Origin of the sequence: Acidovorax delafieldii (genome assembly GCF_007993815.1) — a bacterium.
Taxonomy (GTDB): Bacteria; Pseudomonadota; Gammaproteobacteria; order Burkholderiales; family Burkholderiaceae_C; genus Acidovorax; species Acidovorax delafieldii.
The window spans coordinates 149,201-163,406 of record NZ_VJWE01000012.1; the positions used below are offsets into that span (position 1 = coordinate 149,201).

10 protein-coding genes are annotated in these 14,206 nt (G+C 65.3%); 7 read left to right on the plus strand and 3 right to left on the minus strand.

All coding sequences use genetic code 11. The annotated features are described in order from the left end of the window. Nucleotides 1–5 precede the first annotated feature (5 nt). The 4 genes from aceF to ATF69_RS10065 all read left to right on the plus strand — a co-directional run bounded on the left by aceF (nt 6) and on the right by ATF69_RS10065 (nt 6,834). Nucleotides 6–1,679, plus strand: coding sequence for a dihydrolipoyllysine-residue acetyltransferase (gene aceF, locus ATF69_RS10050; protein WP_146870832.1), 1,674 nt, complete (start codon nt 6–8; stop codon nt 1,677–1,679). A gap of 19 nt (nt 1,680–1,698) precedes the next feature. Then, the gene (lpdA, locus tag ATF69_RS10055) at nt 1,699–3,549 is read left to right on the plus strand and encodes a dihydrolipoyl dehydrogenase (protein WP_146870833.1); all 1,851 of its coding nucleotides are present in this window, start codon (nt 1,699–1,701) and stop codon (nt 3,547–3,549) included. 184 nt (nt 3,550–3,733) lie between these two features. Continuing rightward, nucleotides 3,734–5,152 (plus strand): hypothetical protein, encoded by a 1,419-nt coding sequence (locus ATF69_RS10060; RefSeq protein ID WP_146870834.1) that lies wholly within the window; start codon nt 3,734–3,736, stop codon nt 5,150–5,152. Between the two features lie 260 nt (nt 5,153–5,412). Next, nucleotides 5,413–6,834: an aspartate kinase gene (locus ATF69_RS10065; protein ID WP_146870835.1), complete on the plus strand. Its 1,422-nt coding sequence runs from the start codon at nt 5,413–5,415 to the stop codon at nt 6,832–6,834. 114 nt (nt 6,835–6,948) lie between these two features. Here ATF69_RS10065 and ATF69_RS10070 read toward each other — a convergent pair whose 3' ends face one another. Then, nucleotides 6,949–7,914 (minus strand): DMT family transporter, encoded by a 966-nt coding sequence (locus ATF69_RS10070; RefSeq protein WP_244303696.1) that lies wholly within the window; start codon nt 7,912–7,914, stop codon nt 6,949–6,951. Between the two features lie 181 nt (nt 7,915–8,095). On the opposite strand from ATF69_RS10070, the gene ATF69_RS10075 reads away from it, so the two are divergent. Further along, complete coding sequence (locus tag ATF69_RS10075) at nt 8,096–9,001, plus strand: LysR family transcriptional regulator (protein WP_146870836.1); 906 nt, start codon at nt 8,096–8,098, stop codon at nt 8,999–9,001. Between the two features lie 8 nt (nt 9,002–9,009). Here the strand turns inward: ATF69_RS10075 and ATF69_RS10080 are convergent, their stop codons facing one another. Beyond that, nucleotides 9,010–9,771, minus strand: coding sequence for a DeoR/GlpR family DNA-binding transcription regulator (locus ATF69_RS10080; protein WP_146870837.1), 762 nt, complete (start codon nt 9,769–9,771; stop codon nt 9,010–9,012). Between the two features lie 158 nt (nt 9,772–9,929). Here ATF69_RS10080 and ATF69_RS10085 point away from each other — a divergent pair, with 158 nt between their 5' ends. Then, complete coding sequence (locus tag ATF69_RS10085; protein WP_146870838.1) at nt 9,930–10,562, plus strand: NUDIX domain-containing protein; 633 nt, start codon at nt 9,930–9,932, stop codon at nt 10,560–10,562. 22 nt (nt 10,563–10,584) lie between these two features. On the opposite strand, the gene ATF69_RS10090 is transcribed toward ATF69_RS10085, so the two are convergent. After that, a complete protein-coding gene (locus ATF69_RS10090) occupies nt 10,585–12,957 on the minus strand; it encodes a penicillin acylase family protein (protein ID WP_146870839.1) in 2,373 nt (790 codons plus the stop codon). Between the two features lie 138 nt (nt 12,958–13,095). On the opposite strand from ATF69_RS10090, the gene ATF69_RS10095 reads away from it, so the two are divergent. Continuing rightward, nucleotides 13,096–14,193: a GlxA family transcriptional regulator gene (locus tag ATF69_RS10095; RefSeq protein WP_244303697.1), complete on the plus strand. Its 1,098-nt coding sequence runs from the start codon at nt 13,096–13,098 to the stop codon at nt 14,191–14,193. Nucleotides 14,194–14,206 lie beyond the last annotated feature (13 nt).

Sequence of the window (14,206 nt, forward strand, 5' to 3'; positions counted from 1 at the left end):
GAACAATGGCATTGGTCAACATTCAAGTCCCGGACATCGGGGACTTCGACGAAGTGGGCGTGATCGAGTTGCTGGTCAAGGTGGGTGACACCGTGAAGGCCGAGCAGTCGCTCATCACGGTCGAATCGGACAAGGCATCGATGGAGATCCCATCCAGCCACGCAGGCGTGGTCAAGGAACTCAAGATTGCGTTGGGCGACAAGGTCAAGCAAGGCTCGGTGATTGCGGTGGTGGAGTCCGCTGACGCGGGCGCTGCGGCAGCTCCGGCGGCTGCACCGGCTCCTGCCGCAGCTGTTTCCGCGCCCGCCCCCGTGGCGGCACCTGCGCCAGCTCCTGCTGCTGCAGCCCCAGCGGCCACAGGCCCGGTCGAAGTGCGCGTGCCCGACATCGGCGACTTCAAGGACGTGGCCGTCATCGAGATGCTGGTCAAGGTCGGCGATACCATCAAGGTCGAGCAGTCCCTGTTCACCGTCGAATCCGACAAGGCCTCCATGGAGATCCCGTCGCCCGCCGCTGGCGTGCTCAAGGAACTCAAGGTCAAGATTGGCGACACCGTCAACATTGGTGATCTGGTGGCTCTGCTTGAAGGTACGGCATCTGCTGCAGCGCCTGTAGCAGCACCGGTTGCGGCCGCTGCGCCGGCACCTGCCCCAGTGGCTGCGGCCGCTCCTGCGGTCGCAGCCGCAGCACCCGCCGCCTCGGTGCCTGTCCCTGCCCACCAGCCCGGCACCCCCACGGCAGGCCTGCCCCATGCATCGCCTTCGGTGCGCAAGTTCGCCCGCGAACTGGGCGTGCCCATCGACGAAGTCAAGGGCACCGGCCCCAAGGGCCGCATCACCCAGGACGACGTGGCCGCCTTCACCAAGCAGGTGATGGCGGGCGCGGTGCAGACCAAGGCCCAGGCCGCCAAGGCGCCCGCTGCGGCATCCGGCGGCTCCGGCGTCGGCCTGGACCTGCTGCCCTGGCCCAAGGTGGATTTCACCAAGTTCGGCCCGGTGGAGCGCAAGGACCTCTCGCGCATCAAGAAGATCAGCGGCGCCAACCTGCACCGCAACTGGGTCGTCATCCCGCACGTCACGAACCACGACGATGCGGACATCACCGACCTCGAAGCCTTCCGCGTGCAGTTCAACAAAGAGAACGAGAAGAGCGGCGTCAAGGTCACCATGCTCGCCTTCATGATCAAGGCCGCCGTGGCCGCGCTCAAGAAGTTCCCCGAGTTCAACAGCTCGCTCGACGGCGACCAGCTGGTGATGAAGAACTACTTCCACATCGGTTTTGCGGCCGACACGCCCAACGGCCTTGTTGTGCCGGTCATCCGCGACGCAGACAAGAAGGGCATCGTCCAGATCAGCCAAGAGATGGGCGACCTGGCCAAGAAGGCGCGCGACGGCAAGCTCGGCCCGGCCGACATGACCGGCGGCTGCTTCTCCATCAGCTCCCTGGGCGGCATTGGCGGGCGTTACTTCACGCCCATCATCAACGCCCCCGAAGTCGCCATCATGGGCGTGTGCAAGAGCAGCCTGGAGCCCAAGTGGGACGGCAAGCAATTTGCGCCGCGCCTCATGCTGCCCCTGAGCCTGAGCTGGGACCACCGCGTGATCGACGGCGCCGCCGCTGCGCGCTTTAACGTGTACTTTGCCTCGCTGCTGGCGGACTTCCGCCGCATCGTGATGTAACGAAAGGGCGAGACACACCATGGCAATCATCGACATCAAGGTGCCCGACATCGGCGACTTCGCCGAAGTGGCCATCATCGAAGTGCTGGTCAAACCCGGCGACACCATCAAGGCCGAGCAAAGCCTGATCACCGTGGAGTCCGACAAGGCCTCCATGGAGATCCCGTCCAGCCACGCTGGTGTGGTCAAGGAACTCAAGGTCAAGCTCGGCGACAAGATCGCCGAAGGCTCGGTGGTGCTGACGCTGGAAGTGCAGGGTGCGGGCGCAGCCGCTCCAGCGCCTGCCGCATCCCCAGCGCCTGCAGTTTCAGAGCAGAAACCGGCTGTAGCGCAGGTAAATAATGTGTCTGCAGCTATCAATCCCGTAGCATCCAGCTTTGCTGGCTCCGCTGATCTGGACTGCGACGTGCTCGTGCTCGGCGGCGGCCCCGGCGGCTACAGCGCCGCTTTCCGCGCGGCCGACCTGGGCCTCAAGGTCGTCATCGTCGAACGCTACGCCACCCTGGGTGGCGTGTGCCTGAACGTGGGTTGCATCCCCTCCAAGGCGCTGCTGCACGTGGCCGCCGTGATGGACGAGGTGAGCCACATGGCCGACCTGGGCGTGGACTTTGGCGCGCCCGCCGTCAACATCGACAAGCTGCGCGGCCACAAAGAGAAAGTCATCGGCAAGCTCACCGGCGGCCTGGCCGCCATGGCCAAGATGCGCAAGGTGACCACCGTGCGTGGCTATGGTGCCTTTGTGGGTGCCAACCACCTCGAAGTGGAAGAAACCACCGGCACTGCGCAGGAGAAGACGGGCACCAAGAAGGTCATCGCCTTCAAGAAGGCCATCATCGCTGCCGGCAGCCAAGCCGTGCGCCTGCCCTTCATGCCCGACGATCCCCGCGTGGTCGACTCCACTGGCGCCCTGGCGCTCAAGGAAGTGCCCAAGCGCATGCTCATCCTGGGCGGCGGCATCATCGGCCTCGAAATGGGCACCGTGTACAGCACGCTGGGCGCGCGCCTGGACGTGGTGGAAATGATGGACGGCCTGATGCAAGGCGCCGACCGCGACCTCGTCAAGATCTGGCAGAAGATGAACGCCAAGCGCTTCGACAACATCATGTTGAAGACGAAAACCGTGGGCGCCGAGGCAACCCCCGAAGGCATCAAGGTCACGTTCGCGCCAGCAGAAGATGGCGGCACTGCCCCCGAGCCGCAGGTGTACGACCTGGTGCTGCAGGCCGTGGGCCGCACACCCAACGGCAAGAAGATCGCTGCCGAGAAGGCTGGCGTGGCCGTGACGGACCGTGGCTTCATCAACGTCGACATCCAGATGCGCACCAATGTGCCGCACATCTTCGCCATCGGCGACATCGTGGGCCAGCCCATGCTGGCGCACAAGGCGGTGCATGAAGCGCACGTGGCGGCAGAAGTGATTGCCGGTGAGTTGCAAGGCAATAAGGAGCTGGCCGCTGCCGCCTTCAACGCCCGCGTGATTCCATCTGTGGCCTACACAGATCCCGAAGTGGCCTGGGTCGGCCTCACCGAAGACCAAGCCAAGGCCCAGGGCATCAAGGTCAAGAAGGGCCTGTTCCCCTGGACGGCCTCCGGCCGCGCCATTGCCAACGGCCGCGACGAGGGCGTGACCAAGCTGCTGTTCGACGACTCGCCCGAAGCCCATGGCCACGGCAAGATTCTGGGCGGCGGCATGGTCGGCACGCATGCGGGTGACATGATCGGCGAGATCGCTCTGGCTATCGAGATGGGAGCCGACGCGGTGGACATCGGCAAGACCATCCACCCGCACCCCACGCTGGGCGAAAGCATCGGCATGGCGGCGGAGATTGCCCACGGCTCGTGCACGGATGTGCCGCCGCAGAAGAAGTAGGAAAGTACTTCCCGATTTCTCCAAGCTCAAGCCCGAACTGGCAACAGTTCGGGCTTTTTCGCATGTGGGCGGATTGGCAAGAAGCAGGGCGAGGGAGTGCAATACTCGCAGCGGCCAGAAATGACGTTGAAACTCCCATATCCCGCCATGGTCCCGCGCCCCAAATGCCCAGCTGCTCAGTCACATGTCTTTGATCCTCCGGTTTTTTCAGAATGCCCTGCTAAGTAGAAATCGAGTGGCTCTGCTGGCGTTATCGCCGTTGCTGTTGTTCGCCCTGATTGCACCGGCCTACTGGGCGTTCTACGTCTTTCAACTGTCGATCGGTGCCGTAGCGCTGTTTTTCCCCTTCGGTCTGCTGATTGCGCCCTCTGGCATTGGGATTGGTATTGGTCTCATCGTTGGAGCCCCCGCAAGTTTGGTAGCCATGGGCTTCATGTTGTACCGACATTCCAGTTCGCGGGTGTGGGGCTGGGCTTTCCCCGCCATTCCGTTAGCGGCGTCGTGCATCTTTTTTTGGGCGTTCGCACAAGGCAAGCTGGCCGACCAAGTGGCTGCTGGGCTTGATATGGACTGGGCAGCGTTGGTAATGCTGGCGCAGGGAGCCTACGTACTGGTGGTTGTGCTGCTAGTGCCGCTCATTCTGCTGCCGCAGAAGATGGCGTCTCGCGAAGGAACGTGGAAGCGACTGGTCGGCGTCGCACTGTTTTGGGCGATGTCCCTTTTGGCCATTGGCCATGCGCAGTCCTGGACGCGAGGCCAGCTGGCAAGCTCGCGCGACGGCTTGGCGGATGCCCTTGCCACCGACAGCCAAAACCCGTTGGTGCGTGCTACTTGCTCGGGAAATCTGAGCAAAGCGAATGATCTGCTCGAGCACAGCGGCAACACCTTGAGTGAGGGCGCCTTGGATGCGCTAGTGCATGAGTGCCTCAGAAGCAATACCTCGCGTTTTTATGCTGAGCGCATACCGCTGGTTCTTCAGGCCACACTGGCCTTTGAAGTGCGGCAGCCATCTGCAGCACCCGCAGGATGCAGCAAGCGTCAGCAGGCCTTGCTTCGTACGATTTACCAAAATGACTTTCCGGACATCGCCCTGCGCGCATTTCTGGACCGAGGCCTGCCGATCCAGTGTGCGGTGACATCTGGCAGTGATGAAATTCCCGTCTGGTGGTCTGTGGCCTACCCTCAACATGGTTTCGATCTGGATACAGAGCGGATTCAGCGCCTGGAGAGGCTGGAGATTGACCTGTTGCAGCAAAACGGCCAGGGCCTGGACTTTGTTGGCGCCAATCCAAATTACTTCATTTCAGGAGCATCAGATGCCACACTGCTGAGGCTCGTCGAGCTTGGCCTGCGCGACGAGGCCGGTGGCCGTACGCCCCACGGCCTGGTGATCGAGGTGATGCGGCGCCGGTTCGGCTTGGGCACGGCTGATTCCAATTCAGGGGACTTTGCGCGCCTTTACGAACGGGTGGGAGACCCGACCAGGGAACAGCTGCTCCATGTTCAAGCAAAAGCTCCGTGGATGTTGCCATCGACTACCCAGGACTTGAGCGGAAATGAAGCGCGTTTGAGGCAATACCTTGCGCAACGTCTGGCGCAATAGCTGTTTGGCGAACGCGCAGGATGCGACGCCGTTGTCAACAACCCGCGAGACTCCTGCGGCTGCAGACTTGTGACTCCGCTTGTGGCCCTGTGCCAGTGTCTCGGCCGAACACGCGCCAGTTCTAACGCATACGGATGCCCCTGGCACCGCCCGGAAGGGCCCCGCCAAAAGTCGTGGAAAATAAAGGGTTTCCTGCCGCTGAGCCCCTTGGCAGAACACCCGTCCGGCTTTTCAACTTTTTTGCTCCCCTGAGCCTGTCCATGCAAGACGTTCAAAACTCCAAGATCTCGGTCGAAAAAATCGGCGGCACTTCGATGACCGCCTTTGGCGATGTGCTGCGCCACATCGTGCTGCACGACCCCAAGCGCATTAACGGCCGGATCTACGTGGTGTCCGCCTATTCGGGTGTGACGAACCAGCTGCTGGAGCACAAGAAGACGGGCGAGCGCGGCATCTATGCCCTGTTTGCCGAAGGCAAGGGTTACCAAGATGCGTTGACCCAACTGGCGGTCAGCCTCAAAAAGCTGAACGCCGGCTACGCTGACCTGGGATTGCCGCTGGATGTGGCCGATGCCTTCATCGACCAGCGCATTGGCCAGGCGCGCGAATATCTGAACGCCATGCAGCACGTGCTGGCCAGCGGCTATCTCAGCCGCAAGGATGTGTTGCTCGCGGCGCGCGAAGTGCTGGCCTCGATTGGCGAGTCGCACAGCGCGTTCAACTCGGTCGAAATCCTCAAGGCCAATGGCGTGAATGCCATGCTGATGGACCTGGCCGGTTTTGACGACAACGAAGCCTGGACGATTGACGAGCGCATTGCCAACAGCTTTAAGGGCATCGACCTGAGCGACAAGGTGGTGGTGGCCACCGGCTACACCAAGGGCACCGAAGGCATCATGCGCGAGTTTGACCGGGGCTACTCCGAAGTCACTTTCAGCAAGATCGCCGTGGAAGTGCGCCCGGCAGAGGCCGTGATCCACAAGGAATTCCACCTGTCTTCTGCCGACCCCAACCTCGTGGGCCTGGAAAACGCCATCGTGGTGGGCGCCACCAACTACGACGTGGCCGACCAGCTGGCCGACGTGGGCATGGAAGCCATCCACCCCAAGGCCGCCAAGCCCATGGAACTGGCGGGCATCCCCATCCGCCTGAAGAACACCTTTGAGCCCGACCACCCCGGCACGCTGATCACCAAGGACTTCGTGGGTGAGCGCGCGCGTGTGGAGATCGTCACGGGCACCGACAAGGTCACGCTGATCGAGATCCACGACCCCAGCATGGTGGGCACGGTGGGCTTTGATGCGGGCCTGATGAACGTGTTCTGCAAGCACGATGTGAGCTACATCCTCAAGGCCACCAACGCCAACTCCATCGCCCATCTGGTGTGGGACAACCAGGTCACACCCGAGCTGGTGGCCGAGCTGCAGAAGGACTACCAGGTCGTCACGATCAAGCCCAGCGCGATCGTGTGCACCATTGGCTCCAACATCGGCATCCCTGGCGTGCTGGCCAAGGCCGCGCAGGCGCTGGCCGATGCGCGCGTCAACGTGAACTGTGTGTCCCAGACACTGCGCCAGGTGAACATGCAGTTCGTGATCGAACGCGAGGACTACAAGACTGCGATCAAGGCGCTGAACATGGCGCTGTGCGTGAACTCGGGTGCGCCCATTCCGCGTGCTTGAACAGGTTTTCGCCTTCCGCTCAAAGCCCGCTCCGTGCGGGCTTTTTTGCGTCCACGTCTGGCATCGGGCGCTGGAGCGCAGTGGATCGGCAGATCGTGGGAGACGAGTGCTGTGCTACTTTTTGTAGAGCAGAAAAGTCCTGTCCATCCAGCGCATGAAGCCCGGCTGTATGCTGAATTTGCTGACTAGCATTACACCCGCGAGCACCAGCGCCGCACCACCCATCTGCCACCAGGTCAACGGTTCATCCAGCAGCCAGACGCCAAAAAAGATCGTGAGGATGGGCCCCAGCGTGCCAATCAGCGCGGTCTTGGATGCGCCAATGCGGCGGATCGCGGCCGAGGTCATGAACACGGGCAACACGGTGGAGAACACGGCCATGCCGAGCGCATGCAGGTAGACCGGCGCGGGCTGCACCAGCGCACCCGCAGGTTGCGACACCACAAAATGCAGCAGCGTGGCGCCGGTGGAGACCAGCATCGCGAGTGCCGTAAAGCGTGCCGCGCCCATGCGGCGTATGGCGGGCTCGCTGCCTGCCTGGTAGAACGCATAGGACACCGCCGAGCCAAACACAAAGCCCGCGCCGATGAGCACGGCGCGCGTGTCGCCCGCAATGTGCAGGTCGTGCGCGAAGGCCAGGCCAATGCCCGCGTAGGACAGCAGCAGCGCCCCCATCTCACGCCGGGATGCCCGCTTGCCCATGAACAGCACGCCGATCAGGATGGTGAGTGTGGGGTAGGTGAACAGGATCAGCCGCTCCAGGCTGGCGGTGATGTACTGCAGGCCGATGAAGTCGAGGATGCTCGCGCCGTAGTAGCCCAGCAGGCCCAGCGCAATCACGAGCAGCCAGTCGCGCCGGGTGAGCGGGGCCAGGTGGCGGCTGGCGCGCCAGCCGACCCAGGCAAACACCGGCACGGAAAACGCCATGCGCAGGCACAGCAGGGTGACTGAGTCCACGGGCGTGGCCTGGGGCACCGCGTAGGCCAGTTTCACGAAGATGGCTTTGAACGAGAAGCCCAGCGCGGCCAGGATGGCAAGGAGGAGGCCAAGGCGTTCGGCGGACCAGTGTTTCCAGGGCATGGGGGGATGGTGGGTGGGGTGGCGTAGAAACTGCCAGACCATGCGAAAACAGCGAACGCAGTGCACATGGGGCAGTGGCAATATGAAAGGATGCGGCGATAGTGCCTTGTAGGCACGGCAGGCACAATTGGCATTGCCGCAACCATGCGTTCGTCAAAAACGAACGTGAGAGGGGCCTCCATTGACCTATGACCTGATCGATCTGCGCCTTTTTGTCGCCATTGCCGAAGAGCGCAACCTCACGCGCGGCGCTGCACGCGCCTACCTTGCGCCGTCGTCGGCCAGCCACCGGCTGCGCCGGCTGGAGGAGGCGCTGAACACCTCGCTTTTCGAGCGCCAGACCCGGGGCGTGGCGCTGACCCGGGCGGGCGAGGCCCTGCTGCGCAATGCGCGCCAGGTGCTGGCCAGCGTCGAGCAGATGCATGCCAACCTCTCGCCCTTTGCCAGCGGCATCCGGGGCCATGTGAGCCTGTGGGCCAATACCCATGCCACGCACACCTTTCTGCCCGACGACCTGGCGGGTTTCCTGAGGCAGCACCCGCAGGTCAGCGTGAGCCTGGAGGAGCGCACCAGCGCAGAGATCGTGGTCGCGGTGGCCAGCGGCGAGATCGAGGTGGGTGTGCTGGCCGACAGTGGCACGGGCGCGGGTGTGGAGTTGTCCCCCTACCGGCAGGACCGCCTGGTGCTCATCGTGCCCGCAGGCCATGCGTTGGCAGGGCGTGACCGCGTGGGTTTTGCCGAGGTGCTGGACCAGGCCTTTGTGATGCTGCACGCGGGCTCGGCCATCCACACCTTCACGACCAACGCCGCTGCCGCGTTGGGGCGGCATCTGGACGTGCGCATTCAGGTGCGCAGCTTTGAAGCCGTGTGCCGCATGGTGGGGGCGGGCGTGGGCATTGGCTTGGTGCCCCGGGGAGCGGCCCTGCAGGTGGCGGGCCTGAGCGAGCCGCCGGTGCTGGTCGAGCTGGGCGAGCCCTGGGCGCAGCGCGACCTGCAGATCTGCGTGCGCAAGGGGGCGGTGCTGACGGGCTTTGCTGCGGCGCTGGTCGCGCACCTGCGCCAGGGCGCTGGCGCCGTTACTGTCTGATGGCCTGATCAGGCTGCTGCGATCTCCACCTTGGCGCCACCGGCCTGCAGCTTTTTGCGCAGTGCCTGCGGTGTGGCGGCAGGCACCACCAGCGCGGCCAGTTCGTGCAAGGGGGCCACGCTGAACGGCGATGCCGTGTCCAGCTTGTCAAGCGAAGCCAGCACCACCGTTTCTGCCGCCCGCTGGTGCAGGGCACGTTTGACAGCGGCTTCTTCAAAATCTCCCGTGGTCAGACCGGCCTCGGCATGCACGCCGGTCACGCCCATCAGGTACAGGTCGGCCCGCAACTGGGCGGCGGCCTCGACCACGCTGGCACCCACATTCACCATGGAGTGGCGGAACAACCTGCCTCCCAGCATCAGCACCTCCACCTGCGTGTGCCCAGCCAGCGCCACCGCTACGGTGGGGCTGTGCGTGACCACAGTGGCGCGCAAGTCCAGCGGCAGGTGCTGCACCACCTGCAACGACGTGGTACCCCCATCCAGGATCACCACCTGGCCGGGCAACACCAGCGCGGCCCCGGCGCGGCCCAGGGCGCGTTTGTCTTCGGGGGCCAGTTGCTCACGCACCTGCAAGCTGCCCACTGCGGCCGAGGCGGGCAGGGCGCCGCCGTGCACGCGCTGCAAGCGGCCCTCCGCAGCCAGTTCGCGCAGGTCGCGCCGCACGGTGTCTTCCGAGATGCCCAGCTCCTCGCTGAAGGCCTTGGCCACGATCTGGCCGTCCCGACGTAGGCGGTCGAGCAGAAGCTGTTTGCGTTGGGTGGTCAGCATGAAGGGTTACACGAATTGATTGCACGAATTTGCATGTTTGTGCATGATATTGCGTAAATCAATATTGTCAAAACCATGCATTCATCACTTGACCACACTGCCTTCGCGCTGTCGCTTGCCGTGCGTCGCTACCCAAGCCCGCCAGATGGGAGCGTCGCATGAGCCGCCCTGTGCCCGATGTGCCCATCGCTGAGCTGAACGCCCGCACCGAGCATGTGAAGCTGCTGGATGTGCAGGTGCTCTCCGACAACTGGTACGTGCTGCGCAGGGTCACCTGCTCGCTGCGCCGGCGCGACGGCCAATGGCAGACGATGAGCCGCGAGGCCTACGACCGGGGCAATGGCGCCGCACTGCTGTTGTTCGACCCGCGTCGCAGCACCGTGGTGCTGACGCGCCAGTTCCGGCTGCCCGCCTTTCTCAATGGTTGCGCTGACGGCCTGCTGATCGAGACCTGCGCGGGCCTGCTCGACGGCGATGACCCCGAAACCTGCATCCGCCGCGAGGCCGAGGAAGAAACCGGCTACCGCGTGCGCCAGCCGCGCAAGGTGTTCGAGGCCTACATGAGCCCTGGCTCGGTGACGGAAAAGCTGCACTTTTTCGTGGCTGAGTACGAACCCGGCGACCGCATCCGCAGCGGCGGCGGCCTGGAGGGAGAGGGCGAGGACATCGAGGTGATCGAGATGCCGCTGGCCGACGCCCTGGCCGGCATTGCCAACGGCACGATCCAGGACGGCAAGACCATCATGCTGCTGCAGCATGTGGCCTTGGACCTGCGAGGCACCGCCCTGTAACAAAGGCGGTGCTCGCAGGTGCTCAAGGCCGCACCAGCCGCAGCGGCTCGCCCACGCTCGCCTTCACCACATCGTCGCGGTGGAAGGGCAGGGTATGCCAGCGCTTGGCCGAGAACTCGCGCATCTGGTCGTTGGCGTGGGGCGATGCGGGGTTGGTGGACTGGCCATAGGTCAGGATGGCCTGGGCCACTGGGCCCTTGGCGTCGAACGTCACGGTCTGCACATAGCTGGTGCCGTAGTCGATGCGCAAGCCTGCCTTGTTGATGGGCGCGGGCTCCTGGCGGCCCAGGTTGTTGAGCACGCCTTCAAACTCCTCGCCGCCGTGCAGTGCAATCGCTTCTTCGGTGATGGCGGGGCGCTGCACGCTGCCCAGCGTGGCGTCGAGCGTGTAGCCGCTGGTGCGGATGGCCTTGACGGCGCCGTCCAGCGCCTCCCACACCTTGGCGGCGGTGGCGGCGTCCTCCATCTTCAGGCCTGCAGGGGTGGCCACGGGCTGTTGCGCATCGAAGGGCACGCGGTGCACGCCGGGGATGTTGCGCGCGGTGCGCCAGAACTCGCGGAACACATGGGCGCCGCGTGCCTCAACGTTATTGCGGCGGTCCCAGCCTTTCAGCGCCGCGCAGCCGTCACGGGATTCGGCCGTGGGGGCCTTGTCACACGCAGCCAGCAGGTCGGGCACCACCACCTGGGCCATGAAGTTGCGGTTCTCGAACAACTGGCCCTGGATGGCCTGCAGCGTGACCTTGCCCCGGCCGAGCATTTCAGGAATCTCGGCCAGACCGGCGCGGGTGCGTGGCCGGGTCAGGCTGGCGTCGCCCACCAGGGGCGAGATGCCCTCAAACTTCTGGCCGGGGTGGGTGTAGACAAAGCTGTCGTTGCTGTTGTGCACCCAGTCCGTGCGGAAGGCCACGGGCATGCGGCCGATGGGGATGAGCCCCGGCACGGGCGATGCGCTGTCGCGGCGCCAGTCGCAGTCAGCGCGTGATCCGTTCAGCACCACCAGGCCGGCAGCGGCGCGCAGCGCGGCGGCGGGCTGGCTGGGTGCGCAGCGGGCGAGCTGGGCGGCATCCACATCGGGCACCACGCTCACGTCGGCATACATGGCCTGGCCGCTGCGGTCGGCGGCCAGCGTGTTCACCCAGGGCAGACCCAGGTTGGCATGCGCCTTGTGCAGGTCCTGCACCGAGCGGGCGCGGGCAAAAGCCAGGGCCGCATCCATCATTCGGGTGTTGCCGGAGTTGGCGTCGCGCAGGGCGTAGGCGGTCTTGGCGTTCCAGGTCAGGCCCGCGCGGGGCACCACCACCAGCGGGCCCCAGCGGGTGGACCACACCGTGTGCTCTTGCGTCTGCAGCTTGCCATCCGGGCCGGGGATCTGGGCGTTGACCTTGCGGGTGGTCATCTTCTCGGGCTTGCCGTCCACCAAGTAGGTGGTGGGGTCGCCCTCGGCCAGCGTCACTTCGTAGAAGGTGAAACGCTTGCCGGTGGACACCGTGTGCGACCAGGCCACGTCCTTGTTGAAGCCGATGGAGACCATGGGGTAGGTGCCAATGCCCACGCCCATCACGTCCATCTGGCCGGGCATGGTCAGGTGCATTTCATAGAAACGGTTGGGGCCGCTCCACGGGAAGTGCGGGTTGCCCAGCAGCATGCCGCTGCCGTTGGCCGTCACGTCCTTGCCAAAGGCCCAGGCGTTGGAGCCCAGGGGCGAGTCGAGCAGGCCCACGTCGCGCAGCGCCTGCGCGGCATCGGCCAGGTTCACTGCAGAGGCGGGCGCCTGCGCGGCCTTGGCGGCGGGTGGCTGGGCGCCTAGCATGCCATCGGCCAGCGCAGCAATACCGGCCTGCACGGCCACCACCTCGGCCATGCGGCGGTATTGGGCCAGGGTCATGGGCTGCACCCAGGGCTTGCCCCGGCAGGCATCGGGCAGGGTGGCGGCGTTGTCGGCCAGGAAGCGGTTGTAGCCCGCCACATAACCACGCGCCAGGGCCTGCGTTTCGGCACTGGTCTTGGCCCAGGCGCGCTCCAGCATGGCGTCGTCCATGTGGGCGGCCATGAAGAGGTCGATCTGCGCATTGGGGATGTAGCGGCGGCCCAGCAGCCCGATGGTCTGGGCGCCGAAGGTGCTGCTGCGCTGGCCGCGCGCGGTCACGAGCTGGTCGGCCGTCATGCAGACGTTGTCCTGCGCATAGGCATAGGCCACGCCGTAGGCCAGCGATTCGGGGTCGTTCGCGGTGATGTGCGGAATGCCGTAGGTGGTGCGCTCAATGGTCACGCTGCGGTCTGTGCCTGCAGCGCCTGGCTGGCTGGCGCAGCCCGCCAGAAAGAGGGCGGTGCAGGCCGCGGCCAGGGTGGTCAGGGCCATCGAGAGACCGCGATGGGTTGAGGGTTCGTGCATGGGTGGGTGTCTCCGTTTGTGTGGGCCCGCAACGCAGGGCCATGGCTGCGGGGCGCTGTCGTCGCACGGTCATGCTACTGCCCGGTAACACTGCAAGGCGGTGGCGGTTTGGCCACAAAGGGTGGCAAGATCGCCACCATGCCCACTGCCAAAACTGCACTGCCGTCCTGCCTGAACGTGGGCATCCTCTGGGGGCACGGCAGCATTGCCAGCACCGCCGCCGCTGCGGTGGATGCCCTGCGCGCCATGAACATGCTGGCGGCGATGCGCCCAGGGGGCGCGCAGCCCGTGGTGCGCTGGTTGTGGCTGCAGATGCCGCACGAGCGCGACGCCACCCCACCGCCAGTGCCCGGCGCTGAACTGGGCTCGGAGCCCCTGGATGTGGTCGTCCTCCCCGGCTGGCTGGTCCCTACCGGGCCGCAGTTGCGTGAGATCAGTCGGCGCTACAGCGAGCACTTTGGCGCCATGCTGCGGGGCCACCTGCAGCGGGGCGGGCGGGTGGCGGCGCTGTTCAACGGGTCCAGCCTGCTGGCGCACTGTGGCTTGCTGGCTGGGCGCAAGGCGGCGCTGCCGTGGGTGTTTGCGCCGTCCATCGTGCTGCAGTCCAGCGAGAGTGGGGCAAGGACGGCCGATGTGGCCGAGGTGGCCTGGCAGCGGGAGCGAACCTGGCAGCGTGACGGTGCCCTGTGGACCACCGCATCCCTGCAGGACACCCTGGCAGCCATGCTGGACCTGCTGGCCCAGACACCGGCGGCCGAGCTGGCGCAGGCCGCATCGCACGCGCTGCTGTTTGACCCGCAGCGCCAGCTGACCGCCACCACTGCCATGGAAACCCCCACGGGCCACCCCCTGGCTGCGGGCGCGCTGGAGCAGGCGCGGCGCTGGCTGCAGGACCACCGCAACGAGCCCTACAGCCTGCAGGCCACGGCCCGCGCCGCCGCCACCAGCCCGCGCAGCTTGCTGCGCTGGTTTGCCCAGGTGCATGGAGAAACACCGCAGGACTACCTGCACCGGCTGCGCATTGCCCAGGCCCAGGCGCTGCTGCAGACCACCTACCTCACGGTGGACGATGTGGCGCAGCAATGCGGCTACAACGACACGGGCAGTTTTCGCAAGGTGTTCACCCGCGTGGCCGGGGTGACGCCAGGGGCGTACCGCCAGCGCTTCAAGCTGCGCACATCGCGCAAGCAGTGGTTGGGGCGGCAGGGGCTGCCTGGCACCGACGGGCCGGTGTAGCCGGGCCCACGGC